Origin of the sequence: Chryseobacterium rhizosphaerae, assembly GCF_003385455.1 — a bacterium.
GTDB classification, from domain to species: domain Bacteria; phylum Bacteroidota; class Bacteroidia; order Flavobacteriales; family Weeksellaceae; genus Chryseobacterium; species Chryseobacterium rhizosphaerae.
Genome location: NZ_QNUF01000009.1, coordinates 63,716 through 86,101, shown reverse-complemented (window position 1 = coordinate 86,101; position 22,386 = coordinate 63,716). Strand labels below are relative to the sequence as shown.

22 protein-coding genes and 1 tRNA gene are annotated in these 22,386 nt (G+C 35.2%); 12 read left to right on the top strand and 11 right to left on the bottom strand.

What is annotated here, in order from left to right:
- Positions 1–334: 334 nt before the first annotated feature.
- Positions 335–2,596 carry a polyribonucleotide nucleotidyltransferase gene (locus DRF57_RS10010; RefSeq protein ID WP_084086178.1) on the bottom strand — a complete coding sequence of 754 codons (2,262 nt, stop codon included), beginning with the start codon at positions 2,594–2,596 and terminating at the stop codon, positions 335–337.
- Between the two features lie 214 nt (positions 2,597–2,810).
- On the opposite strand from DRF57_RS10010, the gene DRF57_RS10005 reads away from it, so the two are divergent.
- The 3 genes from DRF57_RS10005 to DRF57_RS09995 all read left to right on the top strand — a co-directional run bounded on the left by DRF57_RS10005 (position 2,811) and on the right by DRF57_RS09995 (position 6,212).
- Positions 2,811–4,025: a hypothetical protein gene (locus tag DRF57_RS10005; RefSeq protein ID WP_115918289.1), complete on the top strand. Its 1,215-nt coding sequence runs from the start codon at positions 2,811–2,813 to the stop codon at positions 4,023–4,025.
- Positions 4,026–4,309: 284 nt separating this feature from the next.
- Positions 4,310–5,731 carry a sugar MFS transporter gene (locus tag DRF57_RS10000; RefSeq protein ID WP_228450200.1) on the top strand — a complete coding sequence of 474 codons (1,422 nt, stop codon included), beginning with the start codon at positions 4,310–4,312 and terminating at the stop codon, positions 5,729–5,731.
- A 121-nt stretch (positions 5,732–5,852) separates the two neighbouring features.
- A complete protein-coding gene (locus tag DRF57_RS09995) occupies positions 5,853–6,212 on the top strand; it encodes a DUF4260 domain-containing protein (protein WP_115918284.1) in 360 nt (119 codons plus the stop codon).
- Positions 6,213–7,296: 1,084 nt separating this feature from the next.
- Here DRF57_RS09995 and rpsO read toward each other — a convergent pair.
- Positions 7,297–7,566, bottom strand: a complete 270-nt coding sequence (rpsO, locus tag DRF57_RS09990) for a 30S ribosomal protein S15 (RefSeq protein ID WP_034704056.1) — start codon at positions 7,564–7,566, stop codon at positions 7,297–7,299.
- Positions 7,567–7,739: 173 nt separating this feature from the next.
- Here rpsO and DRF57_RS09985 point away from each other — a divergent pair, with 173 nt between their 5' ends.
- The 7 genes from DRF57_RS09985 (at position 7,740) to DRF57_RS09975 (ending at position 11,807) form a co-directional block, all read left to right on the top strand.
- On the top strand, positions 7,740–8,288 hold the full coding sequence (locus DRF57_RS09985; RefSeq protein ID WP_047487699.1) for a hypothetical protein: 549 nt from the start codon (positions 7,740–7,742) through the stop codon (positions 8,286–8,288).
- A 270-nt stretch (positions 8,289–8,558) separates the two neighbouring features.
- Entirely contained in the window at positions 8,559–8,702 is a 144-nt protein-coding gene (locus DRF57_RS23615) for a bacteriocin-like protein (RefSeq protein WP_157969884.1), read from the top strand.
- 35 nt (positions 8,703–8,737) lie between these two features.
- The gene (locus DRF57_RS23610) at positions 8,738–8,881 is read left to right on the top strand and encodes a bacteriocin-like protein (RefSeq protein WP_156126038.1); all 144 of its coding nucleotides are present in this window, start codon (positions 8,738–8,740) and stop codon (positions 8,879–8,881) included.
- Positions 8,882–9,059: 178 nt separating this feature from the next.
- Positions 9,060–9,203, top strand: coding sequence for a bacteriocin-like protein (locus DRF57_RS24255; RefSeq protein ID WP_410493783.1), 144 nt, complete (start codon positions 9,060–9,062; stop codon positions 9,201–9,203).
- 38 nt (positions 9,204–9,241) lie between these two features.
- Positions 9,242–9,406 carry a hypothetical protein gene (locus DRF57_RS23605; RefSeq protein WP_156126037.1) on the top strand — a complete coding sequence of 55 codons (165 nt, stop codon included), beginning with the start codon at positions 9,242–9,244 and terminating at the stop codon, positions 9,404–9,406.
- A gap of 314 nt (positions 9,407–9,720) precedes the next feature.
- On the top strand, positions 9,721–11,043 hold the full coding sequence (mgtE, locus tag DRF57_RS09980) for a magnesium transporter (protein WP_047487697.1): 1,323 nt from the start codon (positions 9,721–9,723) through the stop codon (positions 11,041–11,043).
- Between the two features lie 26 nt (positions 11,044–11,069).
- The gene (locus DRF57_RS09975; RefSeq protein ID WP_115918282.1) at positions 11,070–11,807 is read left to right on the top strand and encodes an ABC transporter substrate-binding protein; all 738 of its coding nucleotides are present in this window, start codon (positions 11,070–11,072) and stop codon (positions 11,805–11,807) included.
- A 723-nt stretch (positions 11,808–12,530) separates the two neighbouring features.
- Here DRF57_RS09975 and DRF57_RS09970 read toward each other — a convergent pair.
- Complete coding sequence (locus DRF57_RS09970; RefSeq protein WP_115918280.1) at positions 12,531–12,980, bottom strand: GAF domain-containing protein; 450 nt, start codon at positions 12,978–12,980, stop codon at positions 12,531–12,533.
- Between the two features lie 11 nt (positions 12,981–12,991).
- A complete protein-coding gene (locus tag DRF57_RS09965; RefSeq protein WP_047487690.1) occupies positions 12,992–14,419 on the bottom strand; it encodes a hypothetical protein in 1,428 nt (475 codons plus the stop codon).
- Between the two features lie 54 nt (positions 14,420–14,473).
- Here DRF57_RS09965 and DRF57_RS09960 point away from each other — a divergent pair, with 54 nt between their 5' ends.
- Together DRF57_RS09960 and DRF57_RS09955 are read left to right on the top strand one after the other, a co-directional pair.
- Positions 14,474–15,241: an MBL fold metallo-hydrolase gene (locus DRF57_RS09960; RefSeq protein WP_047487687.1), complete on the top strand. Its 768-nt coding sequence runs from the start codon at positions 14,474–14,476 to the stop codon at positions 15,239–15,241.
- A 67-nt stretch (positions 15,242–15,308) separates the two neighbouring features.
- Positions 15,309–15,390: transfer RNA gene (locus DRF57_RS09955), tRNA-Leu, on the top strand.
- Positions 15,391–15,504: 114 nt separating this feature from the next.
- Here DRF57_RS09955 and DRF57_RS09950 read toward each other — a convergent pair.
- The 7 genes from DRF57_RS09950 to DRF57_RS09920 form a co-directional block, all read right to left on the bottom strand.
- Positions 15,505–15,771, bottom strand: a complete 267-nt coding sequence (locus DRF57_RS09950; RefSeq protein ID WP_123863309.1) for a hypothetical protein — start codon at positions 15,769–15,771, stop codon at positions 15,505–15,507.
- 126 nt (positions 15,772–15,897) lie between these two features.
- Positions 15,898–16,845, bottom strand: coding sequence for a hypothetical protein (locus tag DRF57_RS09945; RefSeq protein WP_115918276.1), 948 nt, complete (start codon positions 16,843–16,845; stop codon positions 15,898–15,900).
- Between the two features lie 257 nt (positions 16,846–17,102).
- Positions 17,103–17,792, bottom strand: coding sequence for a hypothetical protein (locus DRF57_RS09940; RefSeq protein ID WP_115918274.1), 690 nt, complete (start codon positions 17,790–17,792; stop codon positions 17,103–17,105).
- Positions 17,789–18,571, bottom strand: a complete 783-nt coding sequence (locus DRF57_RS09935) for a tetratricopeptide repeat protein (RefSeq protein WP_115918272.1) — start codon at positions 18,569–18,571, stop codon at positions 17,789–17,791. The genes DRF57_RS09940 and DRF57_RS09935 overlap by 4 nt, the downstream gene beginning before the upstream one ends.
- A complete protein-coding gene (locus tag DRF57_RS09930; RefSeq protein ID WP_115918270.1) occupies positions 18,498–19,862 on the bottom strand; it encodes a glycoside hydrolase family 19 protein in 1,365 nt (454 codons plus the stop codon). The genes DRF57_RS09935 and DRF57_RS09930 overlap by 74 nt, the downstream gene beginning before the upstream one ends.
- Positions 19,850–20,551: a hypothetical protein gene (locus tag DRF57_RS09925; protein ID WP_115918268.1), complete on the bottom strand. Its 702-nt coding sequence runs from the start codon at positions 20,549–20,551 to the stop codon at positions 19,850–19,852. Before DRF57_RS09925 ends, DRF57_RS09930 begins: the two co-directional genes overlap by 13 nt.
- Positions 20,551–22,377 (bottom strand): phospholipase effector Tle1 domain-containing protein, encoded by a 1,827-nt coding sequence (locus DRF57_RS09920; RefSeq protein ID WP_115918266.1) that lies wholly within the window; start codon positions 22,375–22,377, stop codon positions 20,551–20,553. The genes DRF57_RS09925 and DRF57_RS09920 overlap by 1 nt, the downstream gene beginning before the upstream one ends.
- Positions 22,378–22,386: the final 9 nt, after the last annotated feature.

The following is a 22,386-nucleotide window of genomic DNA, read 5'->3' as shown; positions in this document are numbered from 1 at the left end:
CGCTGGAATTCTCTTTCAAAAATGTATGTTAACTAATCTTTGGTGATGCGAGGAATCTAACGCTTGGGCTACACTACACAAAGACGCAAGGAATATAGGATAAAAGACTGTTTTAAGACACAATGATTTTACCTGCGATAAAATTGAATACTGTTACAAATTATTTATTTGTGCATTTAAATACAGCATATTAGCTGTAAATATTCCATATTCTTCCGCCTTGAAAATTTGCAGCATACACTGAATTCCAATAAACACAGCAGGTATAACAATGTCTATACAAAGCAAAAGATCCCTCAAATTGAGGGATCTTTTTATATCTAAGAAATATATCTTAAGCTTCTGTTGAAGGAGTCTGGTTTTCTACAGGAGCATCACCTTGTGGTCTTCCTTGTCCTTCTGGTCTTGGTCTTCCTTCCGGTCTACCTTGCCCCTCTGGTCTACCTTGTCCTTCCGGTCTTGGTTTACCCTCTGGTCTTGCAGGTCTTGGTAAAAGAACTTTACGGGAAAGTTTCATTTTCTTACGGTCATCATAACCCATAAATTTCACTTCCACTTCATCTCCTTCCGCATATGGAACTTTGTCTAAACGAGCCCATTCGATTTCAGAAATGTGAAGAAGACCTTCTGTACCTTTCGCAATAGCTACGAAAGCACCGAAATCCATTACTTTTACTACTTTTCCATTGTATACTTCACCTACAACCGGTACGAAAGTAATTTCGTTGATCTTAGCCACAGCAGCATTGATTTTCTCTCTGTCTGTTCCTGCGATCTCGATACGTCCGATTTCTCCTACTTCTTCAATAGCGATAACCGTATCCGTATCTTTCTGCATTTGCTGAATGATTTTTCCTCCAGGCCCGATTACAGCACCAATGAAGTCTTTAGAGATCTCCATTACCACCATTTTCGGAGCGTGTGGTTTCACATCTGCTCTTGGCTCAGAAATAGTTTCAGTAATTTTATTTAAGATATGTAATCTTCCGTCTTTAGCCTGCATCAAAGCTTTTTCCATGATATCCATAGAAAGACCCTGAATTTTGATATCCATCTGACAAGCAGTGATACCGTCTGCAGTACCTGTTACTTTGAAGTCCATATCTCCAAGGTGATCTTCATCTCCTAAGATATCAGAAAGTACAGTAAATTTACCTGATTTTGCATCTGTGATCAATCCCATTGCAATACCGGAAACAGGTTTTGTAATCTTTACCCCTGCATCCATTAATGCCAATGTTCCTGCACAAACTGTTGCCATTGAAGACGAACCGTTTGATTCTAAGATATCAGAAACAATTCTGATGGTATATGGATTTTCTTCAGGAATAACTGCCTGTAATGCTCTTTGAGCAAGGTTACCGTGTCCTACTTCTCTTCTTGAAGTTCCTCTTAAAGGTCTTGCTTCTCCTGTAGAGAATGGAGGGAAGTTATAATGTAAAAAGAATTTTTCGTCGTGTTGCGTGATTACGCTGTCTACCATGTTTGCATCTTTTACAGAACCTAACGTTACTGCTGTTAAAGACTGAGTTTCACCTCTTGTAAACACTGCAGAACCATGAGCTCCCGGAAGGTAGTCAATTTCTGACCAGATCGGACGGATCGTCTGAGGATCACGACCGTCAAGACGGATATTGTCTTCAAGGATCATCTGACGCATTGCTTCTTTCTCTACATCATGATAATATACTTTTACGAAAGGAGTTACTCTTTCTAATTCTTCTGCATCATCTGCATATTGAGCAAGGAATTCTTCACGAAGTGCTTTGAATTTTTCTCCTCTCTCTTCTTTACCAGATGGAGTTCTTGCCACCTCATATACTTTATCGTAAGTTTCTTTCCAAACTTTTTCACGAATTTCTTCATCGTGATTTTCGTGAGAATATTCTCTTTTTGGGAAAGCTTTTCCTACTTTTTCTGCTAATCTTTCCTGAGCTTCAATTTGCTTTTTAATTTCAGCATGACCAAAATTAATAGCTTCTAACATTTCCTGCTCAGAAATTTCCTTCATCTCCCCTTCTACCATTACGATTGAGTCTTTTGTAGCTCCAACCATGATATCCAATTCAGAACTCTTCAGTTCTTCATAACTTGGGTTGATAGAAAGTTTTCCGTCGAATCTTACCACTCTTACTTCAGACATTGGTCCGTTGAAAGGAATATCAGTAATAGCAATAGCTGCAGAAGCTGCTAAACCAGCTAAATCATCAGGAATAGTTTTTCCATCATAAGAAATTAAAGAAATCATTACCTGAACTTCAGCGTGGAAATCTTCAGGGAAAAGCGGACGTAGTACTCTGTCTACTAAACGCATTGTTAAAATTTCCTGATCTGAAGGTCTTGCTTCTCTACGGAAGAAATTTCCAGGAATTCTTCCACCTGCATAGAATTTTTCTCTATAATCTACTGTTAATGGTAAAAAATCTACACCAGGATTTGCTTCTTTATTGGCTACAACAGTTGCTAAAAGCATTGTTCCACCCATTTTTACTACCACAGATCCATCAGCCTGCTTAGCCAATTTCCCTGTTTCAATAGTGATTTCTCTGCCATCAGCAAGAGTAATCAGCTCTGTAAACGCTTGAGGTATACTCATAAATTTGTCTTCTTAATACTCCGTATTGAGTATGAATTAATATTTAAACTCTTTAAATTTTCGTCTGCAAAGGTACTATATAATAATGAAATATTAAATTTTCAAATGAATAAATAACACGTCAAGTCTTGACGTTGTGACTAATTACTTTTGCTTCAGACTTAAAAATTCCTGTTGGAATCTTATCTGTTATATTAACCTTAAAAACAAAATTATGATTTTTACTGATGTATTTTTCTCGGCAAGCAATTCTAATACTGACAATCTGGTACAGTTGGTGGACAGCCAGACCAATGAAGATGTTAATTTCAAACGCATCACCTCATGGATAGATGGAACTGCAATGGATGACACCAAGGTAGACCATATTATCTATAGAAAGAAAATGGTTGGCGGAAATCCTTTTTATTATGTAAGAACTGACGTGACAGCAGGAGATCTGGATGTGAGAATATTTGGAGTAAAAGCTGATGATATCAACGATGACACCTCTGCATTACAGGCAGCCTTCAATGCGGCATGCAAATTGGGGCTTAATATTCTACTTCCAGCCGGAATCATGAAAACAACACAGGGGCTTCTCTTAGATTTTTCGTGGCAGGGAACAGTTAAAAACCGTATCCGTATCATTGGGAAAGGATTAGGAAATTCGGTTATTAAAAATTACGGACCTACCTCTGTTCCATTATTCATCAAAGGGCCTTCAGATCCTTCTAGACCACCTTATTTTTCTGTCAGCGACCTTACCATCACGAAACCAGAAGGAGAAACCAGATATGGAGTTGGGTTACTGATTCAGAATTTCATTGGGGCAGAGGTTAACAATATTGAGATTTCAAATTATGATATCGGTTTCCAATTAGTTAATGTCTGCAATGCCCAGATTTCTTTTTTAATTTCTAAATACTGTAATTATGGGATGTACAATGAGAGAACGAAAAATCCTGAAGGATTCACTTATCCCAATCTGCTTAATTTTCAAAACTGTACTTTTTTAGGCAATGTTAAGTTTGGAGCTGTCATTATTTCCGGACACGCAGTAAAATTTGATTCCTGTGGTTTTGAAGGTAATGTCGGAGTAGGTCTCCAATTTACATTTGCTGGTTATAATGGCCGTGAAGCCCTAAGTTTGATTAATAATTACTTTGAAGGCAACACCAACCACGATATCTATTTTGAGACTTCTTCAATGACCGCTTTATCATTAATTTCCAATACGTTTAATAAAAGCATCATAGGTCGGGTAAGTGATGTGGTTGTAAATAATTTATCTAATGACCAGGTACACATGAGCTCATTAAGTAATTCTTTCGGTCATTCTGCCACCTATATTCCCTCTGCATCTTCCAAAAATATTTTATACATGGGAGATCCGTCAAAATTCTATTTACTCAATAACGATATGCATCAGTCAAGTTTAGAAAGCTAATTGATCCTTTATCAATCATAGTAAACAGCCTCTTTGGGGGCTGTTTTTTTTATTTTGTATAGGATTCTTTAATTTTTTATTGTCCCAAAAAAAGAAAATAGTATTTTTATCGTTCCTAAAGTATATATCTCATTATAAAAAATAGTAAAATCATTGCAGAAATATAGGCTGATCCCTATATTTGCCCTACTTCACAAAAATTAAAATGCTGTAGGCAAAAAACAAGGATCAATCCTTTCCAAATGACAGAGCTTCAAAGCTCTTTCTATATTAAATAAATGTTTATGAATAATAAAGAAGTACAACTACAAAGCAGGAATTTTACGGTTCCGTTGATTACCATCACCCTGCTTTTTTTTATGTGGGGATTCATTACCTGTATGAATGATATCCTGATCCCTTATCTGAAACAACTTTTTAAACTTACCTTTTTCGAGTCCATGCTGGTACAGTTCTGTTTCTTCGGAGCTTACTTTATCGGATCACTGATTTATTTTCTGATTTCTATCTACAAAGGAGATCCTATTAATAAAGCAGGGTATAAAAAAGGAATCCTATTCGGTATTTTCCTTGCGGCTTTCGGATGTATATTATTTTATCCGGCGGCTACTTTTTCTTATTATCCTCTCTTTTTGGGGGCTTTATTTATCCTGGGATTAGGATTTACTGTATTACAAATCACGGCCAATGCTTATGTTTCTTTACTTGGTAGTGAAGAATCGGCATCCAGCCGTCTGAATATGACTCAGGCATTCAATGCCTTCGGGACAACAATTGCTCCTGTGTTAGGAGGACACTTGATATTTGAATTTTTCTCTGCAGCGGATGGTTCGTTCAGTGCAGTGGCAACCAGAATTCCTTATCTGATCTTTGCGGGTATCCTTTTACTTGTTGCTTTACTTATTTCAAGAGTAAAATTACCCTCTTTCCAGACCCAGGAAGAAGAAATTGAAAAAGGGCTGGGAGCTCTCCAGTTTAATCATTTGAAGTTTGGAGTTTTTGCCATGTTCTGCTATGTAGGAGGTGAAGTTGCCGTAGGAAGTTTTATCATCAGCTTTTTGGAACAGCCTCAGATTATGGGCTTCAATGAGATCATCAGTAAAAATTATCTCTCTCTTTATTGGGGAGGTGCTATGATTGGCCGTTTCCTGGGGGCTATTTCTTTAAACCAATCCTTAAGTCAGGGAAAAAAAGCCATCTATATGCTTGGGGCAGCAGGAGCTGTTTTCCTTGTTATTTTCAGTATTGTGGATCTTAGCTTTTCCCAGATCAGCTTTTTCCTGGTATTTATCGTACTTAATTTTATAGCTTTCTTTATTGGTAAATCAGCTCCGGCAAGAACACTATCTATTTTTGCGGCTATCAACGTAGTATTGCTTATTTCTGCCATGGTAAATCATGGTGAAATGGCCATGTACAGTATCTTAGGAATTGGTATCTTCAATTCCATTATGTTCTCCAATATTTACACATTGGCTATTTCCGGATTAGGAAAATACACCAGCCAGGGGTCATCTCTTGTTGTAATGGCCATCTTAGGAGGCGCTATTGTTCCTATTTTCCAGGGATATCTTGCAGATCAATTCGGGGTGCAGCATTCATTTATTATTCCTGTATTCTGCTATCTGGTGATCCTGATCTTTGGTGCTTATTGTACTAAATTTTTAGGACACGTAGAAACCACTGAAGCTAAATCCGGTCATTAAAGATTAATTATTTTCAACTATAAAAGCGAAATATCCTGGGATATTTCGCTTTATTTTTGGTTCAATCTCAGCATGTAACGTTCTTCAGAAAAAGGATACCTATCTTATATATTTTACTTCCATGAAAATACAGTTAAAGCTTGAAAATATGGCATTTTTAGTATTAGGAATACTTGCTTTTGCCCGAACAGAATATTCCTGGTGGTGGTTTATAGGATTATTTCTGGCACCGGATATTTCTATGCTGGGATATGCTGTAAACAATAAAGTTGGCGCCTTTTTCTACAATCTGTTCCATCATTTGGGTATTGCTATTATGGTATATCTGGCAGGAACAGTATTAGCACTTCCCTATTTGCAGATGATTGGAGCTATTTTATTTTCACATTCTGCCTTCGACAGGATATTAGGTTATGGATTGAAATATCCGGATAGTTTTCAGAATACACATTTGGGGAAAATCGGGAAGAAATCTGACTAAAGGTTAATTTTTAGGACTCCTTCGTAATATATATTCATCGTGATATCCATAAAAATCGTAGATTTTGAAAAACCTAAGTGTACCTCGTATGCACAAAGATTGTCACTTAAAATAAACTTAAGTGTTTAAAAATTCTGTGCCTTTTGGCGACGTCAAATCTTTGTCATTCCACAGGAATCTAAATGATGTAAAGAAAAATAGGTTGTAGAGATTCCTACGGAATGACAAACAGACTGTTGAATAACTTTAGGATAAAAAAGTGGTAGTGTTGACCACCCCGTCAAAAATTCTTTGAATTTTCGCCACCCCTCCGGAGGAGGGGAATGTTACCTCTTCCATTGTAATATCGGTGAAAATAGCGGATTTTCAAAACTTAGGTGTACTTCTTATGCACAAAGATTGTCACCTAAAATAAACTTAAGTGTTTAAAAATTCTGTGCTTTTGGCGACGTCAAATCTTTGATTTGTGGTTAAAGCCTAACCTTTGTCATTCCGCAGGAATCTAAATGATGTAAAGAAAAATACGATGTAGAGATTCCTACGGAATGACAAACAGACTGTTGAATAACTTTAGGATAAAAAAATGGTAGTGTTGACCACCCCGTCAAAAATTCTTTGAATTTTCGCCACCCCTCCGGAGGAGGGGAATGTTACCTCTTCCATTGTAATATCGGTGAAAATAGCGGATTTTCAAAACTTAGGTGTACTTCTTATGCACAAAGATTGTCACCTAAAATAAACTTAAGTGTTTGAAAATTCTGTGCTTTTGGCGACGTCAAATCTTTAATTTGTGGTTAAAGCCTACCTTTGGCATTCCGCAGAAATCTAAATGATGTAAAGAAAAATACGATGTAGAGATTCCTACGGAATGACCAACAGACTGTTGAATAACTTTAGGATAAAAATGGTAGTGTTGACCACCCCGTCAAAAATTCTTTGAATTTTCGCCACCCCTCCGGAGGAGGGGAATTCTTACCTCTGCTCATGTGTTTTGCAGGATTATTCTTTCAATACATTTTTTGACACCAAACAAAAAAAAACAACCTCTTTCGAAGTTGCTTTTTTTGTTGAAAATCTTTACAGATTATTTTCTTAAACCTAGTTCAGCAATGATAGCTCTGTATCTTGTAATATCTTTTTTCTTAAGATAATCCAATAAGCTTTTTCTTTTACCTACCAATTTCACCAAAGATCTTTCAGTATTGAAGTCATGACGATTAGCCTTCAAATGCTGAGATAAGTGATTGATTCTAAATGTAAAAAGAGCCACTTGTCCTTCAGCGCTTCCTGTGTCTTGTGCAGATTTTCCATGTTTTGCGAAAATTTCTGCTTTTTTTTCTGTTGTTAAGTACATTCCAATATTGTTTAATGATTATTATGTAACGGGTGCAAAATTACGACTATTTTTTGATTCTGCAAACATTATTGATTTCATAAATCAAAATTGATAGAAAAAAATGTTAAAAATTTCTTAATAAATTATACGGAATCCAACGAAAAGGCAGTAATTTTGCATTCGAATTACAAATGAGAAAAATTATACTTCTTACAACAGTTACTACTTTCTTATTAATTGGCATTACTTCAGTACAAGCACAGAAAAATGCTGATGATAAAATAAAGAAAGTTCTTTACTTCAATCCCGAGGTAGAGCCTGATATTGATGAAATAAAAGAGCCTACCAATAATGCCTTCTTTGATGTTGTTTCTGACAGTTTCAGCGGGAGAAGAAATAAAATGCTCAGAGCAGAGGTTCAGATTCCTTTTGATAGTATCGATAAACAGACGATCATGGATTATTGCGTCAATAATGATGCAGATTTTGCCATTATTTCTAAGGTAAGATATTTCAAAGTAGGTATTGGAAAATATGTTTTCTCTAATCAGGTAGTGGTCAGTATGAAACTTTTTGCATCCGATGGAAATCTGATTACGGAGAGTGACTATGATACCTACCGAAAAAATATGCGTCTGCTGGGGTCTACTGTAAATTCTGTAAAGATAGGAACAGAAGGTGCTATAAGAGACATTCTTAAGAAACTAAGAAAACTGAAACCGACTGAAGCGGAGCTTTAGTGCAACAGTAGAAATAAAATTCCTGTAAGCACATCATTGATTGCCTATTTCATACTTCTTACTTATCAAAACTTTCCCTTTCTCCGATCTTTCCTCAGGATCAGGAGCAAATTTCAACAATATATGCAGACCCCTAATTTCAAGAGGGTCTTTTTTATGCAGAAATAAAAAAAATCCAACAACACGCTGGTTACCAGTAAAATATTTTCACCATTTGATGAATAATTTAAAATTTTTTACTATTTTAGTCTGACATAAAATCTAAATCATATGAAAAATCTAAAAAAACTTAGTAGAGAAGCCGCTAAGCAGATTAACGGCGGAGCTATCAGAAAATGTAGCAATACAGTACCTTGTACTATCGGATGGTGTTGTGACGGTGTTTGTACACCCATTATGTGTCCTATCGAATAAGATTCAGTTCAGAAGCACATTAAAACCTAGCCTATATGAAAAATCTAAAAAAGCTTAGCAGAGAAACCGCTAAGCAGATTAACGGCGGAGCCACCGAAAGATGTAGCGAACACAACCCATGTTCTGTAGGATGGTGTTGTAACGGGATCTGTTCACCACACATCTGTATAGAGTTTTAAGATAGTATTGAATACCATTCAATAGAACTGCATTTTGACACCTGTTTTACGGGTGTCTTTTTTATGTACAAATGGAAAATATAAAATAAAACACTGATTTTCAATAAAATATTTTCACTAAATGATGAATAATTAGAAAAAAAAATATTATTTTAGTTACACATTAAAACTAAATCATATGAAAAATTTAAAGAAACTTAGTAGGGAAGCTACAAAGCAAATCAAAGGTGGAGATCTGAAAAAATGTACAGAACACTCACAATGTATTTTTGGGATGTGCTGCAAAGGAGTTTGTATGGAACATATATGTTTTGAAGATTAAAAAAGGACTTTTATCCTTAATTATTAAAATCAATACCCATGAAAACTCAAAATTTAAAAAAGCTGAGCAGAAAGGAACAAACAGAGATCAATGGCAGTGGAATCATCAAAAAATGCAGTGACAGTTCACAATGTGATCCGTTTCAATGTTGTACAGGTGGGGTCTGTCTGTTTTCACCTACTCCGGAATGTGAACCAATTTGATTCAACAATATTGGAATTTAAAATTTAATTTTTTGACATCTGCCCTAGGCAGGTGTTTTTTTATAAGGCTATATTTTAACCAGGTTCAAATACCCTTATTTTAAATTAAACAATCTTTATGGTAACTACTCCAGGAACACTTATCATAAAAAATGAACCGGACAAGAAAAAACTATGATAAAAAATGCCTGTCATACAGATGTTCTTTTGTGCTTTTCTCATAGCTTACACTTTAATAAATCCTTAATTTTCCCAGTTTATGGCTCAGTCTTAAAAATTTGAATTATTTTTGCATATCCAAAAAATTTCACGTTTTGAACTCTAGATACCAACTTATTTTCAATCCCGCCGATATTGCCGAAACTCTCAGCGAACTTCCAGCTGACGAGAGGCTACTCGCGTTTTTGAAGGTTCCGAAGGAGTACAAAGCAGAAGTATTCTCCCATCTTGATCCTGATTTCCAGGAAGATACTATCAGAAGTATCGGAAGTGACGAAGTTTCAGAAATCCTGAATGCAATGACTCCCGATGACAGGACTGCCCTTTTTGAGGACTTTCCGGATGAGCTTATCAAGTATTCAATCAATCATCTTAATCCGCAGGAAAGAAGAATTGCATTGAAGCTTCTAGGGTATAATTCTGATTCTATTGCCCGTCTGATGACCCCTTATTATATTCAAATCCGTAAGGAATGGACAGTAAAGCGATGTCTTCAGCAGATCAAAAAAGTGGGAAAAAAGGTAGAAACAATGAACTATCTGTATGTGGTGGATGAAAGAAACCGTCTGATAGATGACCTTGCTATCGGTACTCTCCTTCTTGCTGAGGAAGATACTTTGGTTTCTGATATTACAGATAATCATTTTGTAGCCATTATGACGACGACTTCGAAAGAAGACGCAGTAACTTACTTCGAGAAATATGACCGGGGTGCTCTTCCTATCATTACGGAAGCCGGTGTTTTGGTTGGTATTGTAACGATTGATGATATTCTTGACCAAATTGAACAGCAAAATACCGAGGATATCCAGAAATTTGGGGGATTGGACGCATTAGATCTTCCCTATATCCAGACTTCATGGACAGAAATGATCAAGAAAAGGGCTACCTGGCTGATTATTCTTTTCGTTTCAGAAATGTTAACAGCCTCAGCGATGGGATATTTTGATAAAGAAATTGAAAAAGCTGTTGTTCTTGCATTATTTGTACCGTTAATTATCTCCAGTGGTGGGAACTCCGGATCACAGGCTGCTACACTGATTATCCGTGCTATGGCACTTCAGGAAATCGGATTGAAAGACTGGTGGTATGTCATGAAAAAGGAGATTATTTCGGGGATTTGCCTGGGTCTTATTCTGGGGATTATCGGTTTTGTCAGGATTATGCTTTGGCAAAAAATCGGGCTCTTCAACTATGGTGAATATTGGGCTTATGTAGGACTCAGTGTATCTGTTTCTCTGATCGCCATTGTATTATGGGGAACTTTATCCGGGTCTATGATTCCATTTGTCTTAAAAAAATTAAATCTGGATCCAGCAACTTCTTCCGCTCCTTTTGTAGCAACATTGGTAGATGTAACGGGACTTATCATTTATTTTACGGTAGCCGGACTTTTCTTAACCGGAAAACTTTTGTAATTTTAGGCATCATCTAACATGCCCATATGAAAATTGTTTCTCTCGTACCCTCTATTACGGAGGCTTTATTTGACTTAGGACTAACTGAAAAGGAAATTATCGGAAGGACAAAATTTTGCATCCATCCCCAGGATAAAGTAAAAAATGTAACGATAATTGGAGGCACAAAAAACATCAATATTGACAAAATAAAAGCTCTGCAACCGGATCTTATCCTTGCCAACAAAGAGGAAAACATCAAAGAACAGGTGGAAGCTTTAATGGCTGAATTCAAAGTAATTGTAACCAATGTTGAAACAATTGAAGACAATTACTATCTTCTGAAAAATCTTGGAAAAATCCTGAATAAAGAAGAAAGGGCGCAGCTTTTTAATCTTAAGATCTATGACATTCTCAATCAGTCAAAGCTGGAAAACAAGGTAAAAGCAGCCTATCTCATCTGGAAAAACCCCTATATGACCGTTGGTTCTGATACTTTTATTCATAAAATTTTATCAGAAATAGGTTTTGAAAATATTTTCAAAGATAAAACCCGGTATCCTGAAATTACTGCTGAAGACCTTGCTGAAGCTGATGTCATTATGCTTTCTTCCGAGCCATTTCCGTTTAAAGAGAAACATATTGAGGAATTAAAAATGGTTTATCCCGATAAAAAAATAATGATTGTTGATGGCGAAGCATTTTCGTGGTATGGAACCCATATTGCAAAGTGTGAGAATTACTTTAAAGACTTCCTGGCAGAGATACACTTGATGCAGATTTAATTTTTTTTACCACAAATCGAAGATTCGACGTCGCCAAGAGACGCAAAATTTTTAAACACTTAAGTTTATTTTTAGTGAAAAGCTTTGCGCATAAGAAGTACACTTAAGCTTTTGAAAATCTGCGATTTTCACCGATATCATAATGTATATTACAATGGAAGAGGTAACATTCCTCTCCTTCGGAGGGGTGGCGAAAATTCAAAGAATTTTTGACGGGGTGGTTAAAGCCTGTTATGTCATTCCGTAGGAATCTCTACAACCTATTTTTCTTTACATCATTTAGATTCCTACGGAATGACAAAGATTTCACTTTAACCACAAGTCGAAGATTCGACGTCGCCAAGAGGCGCAAAATTTTTAAACACTTAAGTTTATTTTTAGTGAAAAGCTTTGCGCATAAGAAGTACACTTAAGCTTTTGAAAATCTGCGATTTTCACCGATATCATAATGTATATTACAATGGAAGAGGTAACATTCCTCTCCTTCGGAGGGGTGGCGAAAATTCTTTGAATTTTTGACGGGGTGGTTAAAAGCCTGCTTTGTCATTCCGTAGGAATCTCTACAACCTATTTTTCTGTACACCATTTAAATTCCTACGGAATGACAGAGATTATTTTTCAATTATCACGCCTTTAAAATAATGTACCTTCCAGCATTCTGATCCAAAAAAACTCCAACTATAAAAAGCTGGAGTCTGTATTTTATCATGAATTGATTTTCAATTATAAAACCTTGGAAACTTCGTTACAAAGCCATTCTAATAATTCACGGTCCTCAGTAGTAAAAGGATCAACTTTATGGGAATCAATATCAATCTGGCCAACGTTTTTCCCGTCTTTAAATATAGGAACAACAATTTCCGCTTTGGTATCAATTGAACAGCTTAAATAATTGCTTTCTTCCTGAACATCAGGAACAACAAATGTTTCATTGGAAACAGCTACCTGACCGCAAATTCCTTTTCCATAAGGAATAATGGTATGATCTGTAGGAGCTCCCACATAGGGGCCTAAGATCAGCTCATCTTTATCTCCATTTTTAAAATAGAACCCTGTCCAGTTAAAATAAGAGATTTCCTGATCCAACAGGTGACAAACTTTCTGAAGTTTTTCTTCTGTATTATGTTTAGGACTTTCAAGAATTGAGGAAAGTCTTTTCTTTAATTCTGACATTTTATTTATTTTTAAGAGAATTGTTTTAAGGAAAGTTCTTCTTTGTAACCAAACATTCCACGTTCTTTAATCATTTCAGCTACGCCTTCCGGAACCTGAGTTTCCCAACCTTTAACACAGCATGCTATTTTTCTTAATATTTCTCTCGAATAGATTTCCAAAAACTCAGGATTATAGTTGGTAATGTCTACAATACGGTTGTTATGTTTAAAATATTTGTAGAGTTCTTTAAGGTTTTCTTCTACTTTAAGGTTGGAAGAATCCAGCAACTGATGGGTTTCAGGATCTTTATATGGATACAGGTAAACTCTCATTCCGTTTCGGAAAAACTTCCCGAATGCTTCAAGAATTCCCCCTGAAAGGTTTTTATAATATTTCTCATCAAATACCATTAACAGGTTATTTACTCCCATTGCCACACCAATATCTCCACTTGTATAGGATGCAAAATAATCAATTAGTCTGTAATATTCAGAGAAGTTGGAGATGATAACAGTATAACCCAGCTTACCGAGAATATCTACTCTATCCAGGAAATCCCTTTCATCAATATCCCCATCTGCCCTAAGGTTTGAAATGGTAATCTCAATAAGTACTTCTGTTTCTTCATGGGTACAGATAGCGTCTTTGAAAAACATATCCATCCCGTTCTGAAGCATATCTATATTCACTTTGGTAACCGGTCTGAAACTTCCTCTTACTGCAAAAATATTTTTCTTGTACAATACATCTGCCGGAAGCATATTACTCCCCTGGGAATTGAAGATGACAGCATCAGTCATTCCGTTTTTCACCAACTGTAATGACATCAGTCTGTTATCTACATAGGCAAAAGCCGGCCCACTGAAATCAATCATATCGATTTCCAGGTTGTCTTTTGCGACATCGTCATATAGAGACTCTACCAATGTTCTTGGATTGTCAAAGTAGTTAAAAGCTCCGAAAATAAGGTTTACCCCCAGATTCCCTAAGGTTTCCTGTTGTAAGGTAGCATCATTTTCGTTAAACTTTACGTGAATAACAATCTCGTTATAATCCTCATTTTCTTTGGTTTGAAAACGAATTCCTACCCAACCATGGCCTTTTACTGTTTTGTCAAAATTAATGGTGGTTACAGTATTCGCGTAAGAGAAAAATTTTCTATCAGGATTATTATCGCGTGAAATTCTTTCTTCAATTAACGCTACTTCATAGCGAAGCATTTTTCGAAGTCTGTTTTGGGTAACATACCTGTTTTTAACCTCTTTACCATAGATCGCATCACTAAAATCTTTGTCATAAGCAGACATGGCCTTAGCAATCGTACCTGAAGCTCCTCCTGCTCTAAAAAAGTGACGAACAGTCTCCTGCCCTGCTCCAATTTCTGCGAAAGTACCATAAATAGTAGGATCTAGATTAATTGTTAATGCTTTTTGTTTAGGAGTTAGTTTCTGATACATTAGGACGTGAAATTTTTTGTAAATTTACCAAAATTAAACCAACCTCAAAACAAAATGAAGTTGAAATTTTTAGGAACCGGTACTTCCCAAGGTGTACCCGTTATAGGATGTACATGTGAAGTGTGTACTTCCAAAAATCCCAAAGACCAACGTTTTCGCTCTTCAGTAATGGTTACTACGGAGGAAAATAAAAAAATACTGATCGATTGCGGTCCGGATTTCAGGCAGCAAATGCTTATTAATCATGAGCATAACGTAGATATAGCACTGATTACCCACGAACATAATGATCATGTCATTGGACTTGATGATATGCGTCCGTTGATTTTTAAAAGTGGAAAAGATGTTCCCCTTTATTGCTATCAGAGAGTGGCCCATGAAATAAGAAACCGTTTTCCTTATGCCTTTAGTGACGTAAGGTATCCGGGTGCTCCTGCTTTTGAGCTTCATGAGATTGAAAATAAGCCGTTCCGGGTGTTGGATACGGAAATTACTCCTGTAGAGGTCATTCATTTTAAAATTACGGTGTTTGGGTATAAGTTCAAAAATCTTGCTTATATAACGGATGCCGGTTTTATTTCGGACAAGGAAAAGGAAAAACTGAAGAATTTAGATGTTCTGATTTTAAACTGCATCAGAAAATTTGACCCTCATCCTGCCCACTTTATCCTTCCGGATGTTATCAGGCTGTTTGAAGAGCTACAACCTAAGAAATTATTTCTCACTCACATCAGTCATCATCTGGGGCTGCATGACGTTGAAGATAAGCAGCTTCCAGCCGGAATCCACCTTGCCTACGATGGTTTGGAGATTAATTTTTAAAAAAATATTCCAAAAAGCTTTTGAACATTAAAAAAAGTTTCTATATTTGCACACCGATTTAAAACAAGCCCAGTTGGCGGAATTGGTAGACGCGCTAGACTCAAACTCTAGTATCGAAAGATGTACCAGTTCGATTCTGGTACTGGGTACAAAAAGCCTCTGAAATCAAATGATTTCAGAGGCTTTTGATTTTTATAAGTTTATATCAAACGTAAAAAAATGGCAACAATACCGATATTGCTGCCTTTCTTTATTTTATTATTTTACCATGGTCTGTCCGGCTTTGTTGGATCAATTGTTGGATCTTCTCCAACCGGCCCTGTCGGATCCTGTGGATTCAGGGTGTTATCATTTGAATTAACTGCACTTTGAACAGATGCTGTATTATCCGGATTATTTATTTTTAAGGTCTGAGAGCTCGCTTTAACCGATTCTATGGCTTTTTTTCTCGCTTCCTCATCTCTATCGTTGTTACATGATAATACGACTGTAGTGATTGCCGCTGTTAAAATAATTAGTTTTTTATTCATAAGATGGTCATTTTTTAATCCAAAACAAAAATACTCATTTATAAACCACATATGCAATTTTATATCACATTCTCATGAATTGCTGATATGCTTTTATACCAGAAGGATTACAACTCACCTCTTTTTTTATTTTGATGATATGATGTTGGAAATATTGCCAGAAGTAAGCTTCAATTCTTTGAACGGAATTTTTTTATAGGATATCTGCTTACTTTCATATCGGGTTTCTTTTCCCAATCCTACCTGAAGTGAAGTTACTTTTTCGTCGTATCTATGATTATTGACGTCCATTCGAATGTCAGTATCAGTAATCAATCTGCTCTCTGAATTGGTATGTTTTGTATATTTAAAAATTCCTTTATTAGAAGATATCAGTTTTTTTTCTATTTCCCGATCTCCTTCTACAGATTCTTTTAAAACATAGCTTGGTATTCCTGTCTTAGTATACGAGAACTTTATATTCCATTTGTCCAGATAGTCACTTGCCTGGGTTCTGAAAGATTCCATATAAGCTTTTGTTATTTTGAAATCCTTATGCTTGTATTTTTCATATGATGAAATATATTTTAAATCTTCCAGTGCATACCCTGCTAAAAAATCTTCCAGGAAGTCAATCAGATCGGGGATGTTTAAATTATCGCCAACACTTTTCTGTACATATTTATAGTAAGAATCATTTAAGTAAAAGACATCCTTATCTCCGATTAAAACTGTCTTTTCATTATTATTGAATGTAATCTTAAACTTTGTACTGTAGCTTTCATTTTTATAAGTCAACAAAAGACTATTCTGATTTTTTGCCAAAGCACATATATTGGGTACTTTCTTTTCTGATACCGGAGAATCATTAAACTCATAGAAAGCAATACTATCATTTTTAGGGCTGGAGATATAAATAAGGTTACCTGTACTTATTTTATCCTTTTTGTCAATTCTTTTATCATCTACGTATTCTCCCTTATCAATAGTTTTATTAACAATATGAGTAACGGTATAAGATTTTGGTGTTTGTGCAAAAGCGTTTATATGAAACGCCACCAGAATAAGTAATGTATGTATTAATTTTTTTGTCATTTCGTTCTGTCCAGTACATACCTTGGAACTTTCTTCAAATCCTTCTTTTGAGACTTCATTAAAGAAAGATATATTTTATAATTTTCTATGGCTTTTCCTTTTTGTCCGATATTCCAATAGCTATTTGCAATATTAAAGTATGATATTAATATTTAAAACTTTATTCCAAATCTTTATTTCCTGAGCTTGGGTTATAAACCCATTAGTATAAAAATCATTGGATAGGTTAACTAAATTTTTTAAATAACCATTATGTTTTAATATTGTGTCAATCGTCTTCTATACTGTGGTACTATAAATTTTTCAATCTCTTTCCATGTAAAATAAACAGAGTGTTCCGGATAGCCACTATTTGTTCTACTTTTCTCATCATAAAAAATGAGGTTTATTCCTATTATTTTCCCTTCTATACTTGTATCTATTTTGTATTGATTGAGATTCTTTATTGGAACGAATGCGTTGTTATCTGTCTTTAATTTTTTACCACATATCTGTAGGAGCATTTTTTTGTTCATGAATAATTTTTCTCCAACTTCTGTATCATTCATTTCATCAAAGAAATAATAGATCGTATACTCCCATGGGGAGCCATAAGACTGAATATGTACAGATACGTTTAGTAAACCGTTTTTATTGAGAAATATTTTATATTCTTCAAATCCAAATTGGTAGTCACGTAAAGAATTTGTTGAAATTAAGTTTTTTAAAGTGTCTTTTTTTGCATTCAATCTTTTTTCTGGGCTATCAAAAAAAACACCATTAAAAAGATCATAGCTTTTTTGAATTTTCTTGTAAATTACTGTATTTTTAGTTTCTATTTTTAATTCCTGTAATTCAAAACATTCTTTGGAAATACATATCGAATCTTTTAAAACATAAACATTTTGAGCATATGAAAATATGCTAAACAAAAAAACAAATAATATATTTAGCGGATATTTTATCATTCTATTCTTTCCCCAACATACTTTGGTACTTTCTTCAAGTCCTTTTTTTGAGACTTCATTAAAGAAAGATATTCCTGATAATTAATACTTGCTTTTACTTTTTCACCTGCTATCCAATAACTATCAGCTAAATTTAAATACGCCACTGTTCTATGGGGACATTTTTTAATTATTTCATTTAATATAGTGATAGCAAATTGATTTCCGTTTTTAGTTTGAGCTAAATAATAGGCAAGATTATTATATTGATCAATATTATCCTTTTGTATTGGTACTTCACTAATCATGTTCTCAATATCAGACAAAGTAGAAGAAACGATAAAACCTGAAAGTTTTTTTTCATAAGATAATAATGAATATAAGCTTTCAAAGTAACTTTTTTTGACCAAATGGATATACATTTCATCGCATTCTTTAAAATGTGTATACTGGTTCATTGAATTGCCAGAGTTTTGAATGGAGATTGTGTCATTTGAATACATAGCTGCTATACCATCATTAAAATCAAGATAGGTTACAGTATCTTCTTTAGAGATTTTGACAGTCCCTTTATACTTTTTTATTTTTCCTATACTAAAAATAAAACCGTTATCATGGGCTATTTTTAGATTGAGCTTACACTTAGGTTCTACTGATGAATACACACCAATAATATTTTGAGAATAGGCAAAGTGGGAAATAAAAAAAATTAAAAATATAAATGATCTAATCATCAAATTTTTCAATTTTGGCTTTATTTTTTTTACCCCACTTGAGATTTTTAATATCGCTTGTTTCATATTTATATTGACCTATTGATTTTAATTTATTTGTTGTACAATCCTGTTCGATTTTCATTAATTTAATAATGGATTTTACATTACTCTTCCTATGATCAAAGCCGTTTAATCCACCATTAATCCTAACAGAAATAAAAATAAGATCATCTTTATCCGCATAACTACCAAGTTGTCTATCATCCCAGAACCAAGCTGCAGAATCACAGGTGTAGGTTAAGTTATTTGCTACAACTTCTGGCGTATCAATCAATTCTTTTTTACCAATATGTTTAAAATATTTTTCATAAGTATCTTTCCATGTTAATTGTATTAATCCCTTCCCTTTATATTTTGGTCCATACCCTTTAACATCATGACCATGCTTTATACATTCATTATATCTATTATAAGCTCTCTGTATTTGTTTAATTTCCTGAGCATTAAATTTTTTTTGAAGTTCTGCACTTAGCTTTTTATCCTTCTTATAATTCACATAAGGTTTAAAGCTCTCATAACCTTCCTGATGAGTAGAATGATCATAATCCCATCCTGAAGCATATTCCATTGTTGTGTTAAGCCTATCAGACTCTGTTTCAATCTGGGCTAGAAAATGAGCTTTTCTAAGACATGTGTTGATATTATTATCTTTCATCGCCTTATTCAGAGCATCTGTAAAAGCCTTGTACGTTTTCATTTCATCAGGTAAAGGACAGTTTTTTGCAGTAAATAATTTCTTAGATTTATAGAAAGATTTTATATCGTCTTCTGTAAATTCTTTGTTACAAAAACATTTTTTTTCATCTTTTTGTTCAGGCACCGGTGCACCCTTTGGATCAATACTTTCAGGTATATTTACCTGTCCGGAATCTACAAATTCCACTTTTCCTGTTTCCGGAGGTGTTCCGGGTATAGCTCCTACTCCGGGTAAAAACGATTTCTTCAACAGCACTTCATTGTCTTGTACTTTAGCACTTCCAAAATTTTGCCATTCTGTGGGTTTCGTCAAAATAAACCCATCATCAAAGATAAAATTTGGTGTTTGTTTGTCCACGATGGTCCCGGTAAGTTTGTCCTGCGTAGTTGGTACATCATTCAGTACTTTAAATGTTCCCAAATGGGCATTAAATTTTATTTTTGCTCCGTCTATGGCCAGCAATAATCCTTCTTCTTTCTTATCTTTCTCCTCATTTTCGGCGCGCTTTTCTTCCATTTTCTGGCTGTTGGCAGCTTTCATCTGATCGGGAGTCTGTGCCGGAGCCTGATCTTGAGTTTCCGGGATGGTATTTTCGCCATCGTTATTTAACCTATCCATACTAATGAATGTTTTAAATGGGTATTGTCTTTTTTAACTTCTGTAAAGCCTTCCTCATAAAGATCGCCTTTGAAAACAAATAAGCCTCTGAAATAGCTGATTTCAGTTTGTTCTAAGTTTTCAGAAGAAATAGTCAGCATCATTTTTTCACCATCCATTACAGGAGTCATAATTTCCGTATATCCCTGAGGAGATATTCTTTTTCTTTTGGTATCGAATGACTGCAATAAGCCATTAAAAAGCAGGCCAAACATATGATAACTTCCTAAAAATTCAATCAATTCATTTTCATTTTCCAACAAGCGGCTCACCCGGCTGAAATAGCTGTCTACCGCCTCTCCTTTATGGGTCTGTGATAATTCAGTTTGAATTTTCACCCACCTCATCTGTAGAAAAAACAAATTGTCTACCGCTGTAATATTCCCTTCTTCATCTACCCTGCATTCTATTTCGTCAAACAAATAGCTGACCTTTTTAAAAAATTGCCCCATTGCTTCATCGTCATCCGAGAAGTCGAAATCAACAACTAAAATCTGGAACTGATGTTCTTCTTTCATTTTCTCCAGATAATAGATCTCCACCTGTCTGACGTATTTTTTTTCTGTGGAATAGAATTCGTTTTTCTGCTCTGTAACAATCGTTTCCAGGCGGTATATTTTCTGATGAAGGTTTTGCAGTATATTACTCATTATTCCGGATATATTACTCTTTGATAATCATTATTGGGATCCATTCCCATCCAGTCCCTATTCGCCGACCAATGAAGGTATTTATTGCGTATAATTCTTAATAAGGTCTGTGGATGGTAGGAAGTAACTGTCACTTCTTCCAATGTTGTCGTTTTGATTTTATTACCGTTTTCATCTACCGTCTCATCAGGAGATTGTTCCTGTACCGGTTCCGGGTCTAGCAGTCTCTGCAATGCTCTTTCCTGTTTTTCTTTTTCAACCTGTTCATCTGGTTTGAAATTCCACTTCCCTTCATTTTCAAATACATAACCATGTAAAAGATCTTTTGCATGAGGAAGATATTGATCATTTTCTATAGAATAGGTAGTTTCTGTTTTCATCATCAATTGATTATCATACAGGTTTTTGCCATGCTCTTCCATAAAATGCAGAGGAATATAGCTGTATTCTTTTCTCAGAAATCGGGTTCCGGTTATTTTACGATAGACACTTCCCGCTGTAATAAAATTCAGAAAGCTATTATTGATTTCAATCTGTTCTTCATCGTACCAATGTTCATCAATCAGTTGTTGTCTGCGTTTATTTAAGAACCATACGGGTTTATGGTTAGAAGTTTCTATTTCATCCACTTTTTCCATTCCGTTTTCATAAGCACCGCCTATATCACAATGAACCCCCGGAAACTCCTTTTCGATACTGCCCGGGAATCTGGTTAATGAAAAGTTTTCCCGATGCTCATTGGCTGCCGTAAAATGAACCGCTTTGAAATAAGATCCTGGATTCAATAACTGTAACTGCTCTACATCATCTCCGAAATTGTACGCAGAACCTAAGGTAGAATGCTTCATCCCTTCCCATCCGACACGTCTCATGCCGCCCATATCACCAAATTCCTCATAAGAAGAAACAGTATCATAAACCCCGATAAAACGAACATCCAGTTCTAAGTCTTCAAGTTGTTGTTCTGATAAAATTCTCTTACTTAAAAGATAGTATCCTAAAAATCCAAATTTTGGGAGTTTACCATCTTTAATATATCGAGGATCTACCTCCGTATCATCTTTATCTATCCAAATATCTCCATATTCCGGAACGGTAATAGGGCCCTCAGAAGAATCCATCTGAGTATATCCTATGATCTTTCTGGATTTTTTTATCTCAATATCTTTTGTTCTTTTTCTTCCATTGATTTCGTAAGCAAAATTCCTCGCAGCAGCAGCTCCGCGGCTGAATCCGAAAGTATCAATGGTAATTTTAGTCAATCCTTTTTTATCACGTTGTTGCTTTTTTAAAACACCGATTCTATCAGCAACCATTTCACATCCTTTCCTTACTTTTCCCCGCACTCCGGTTTTACCGGATCCGTACTGAAACCCATCATCTACATCCCTACTGTTATCAAGTGTACCAATACCCTCCACATAAACCCCATAATTATACTGCTCGCTACATTTATACATTCTTGCTACATTGGTATAGTCATTACTAAAACTATTATCAACTCCCTGGCTATCCAGCCAAGATCGGTGACTCCCTTTAAGATAGCGCTCATACTCGGAGTCATTATCAGATACTTCTTTATTTTTAAGTTTTTTATATTCTTTTTCCTGTTGGGCCCTCGTGTCTTCAATGGCCTTTTCTTTCTTCAGTATTTCCTCCTCGGTATCAGTGCTTTCTATTTTATTCTTTCCATCCCTGTACTTCGCTCTCAATTCAGAATTTTTTAAATTGTTTAAAGTACCATCGAAAAACACCCCTATTTCAAGGTGCAGCTCATTGAGAGGAATTTTAGCATTACCCGTGTTATATACAAAAGTCTTTCCCATCGTTTTTGT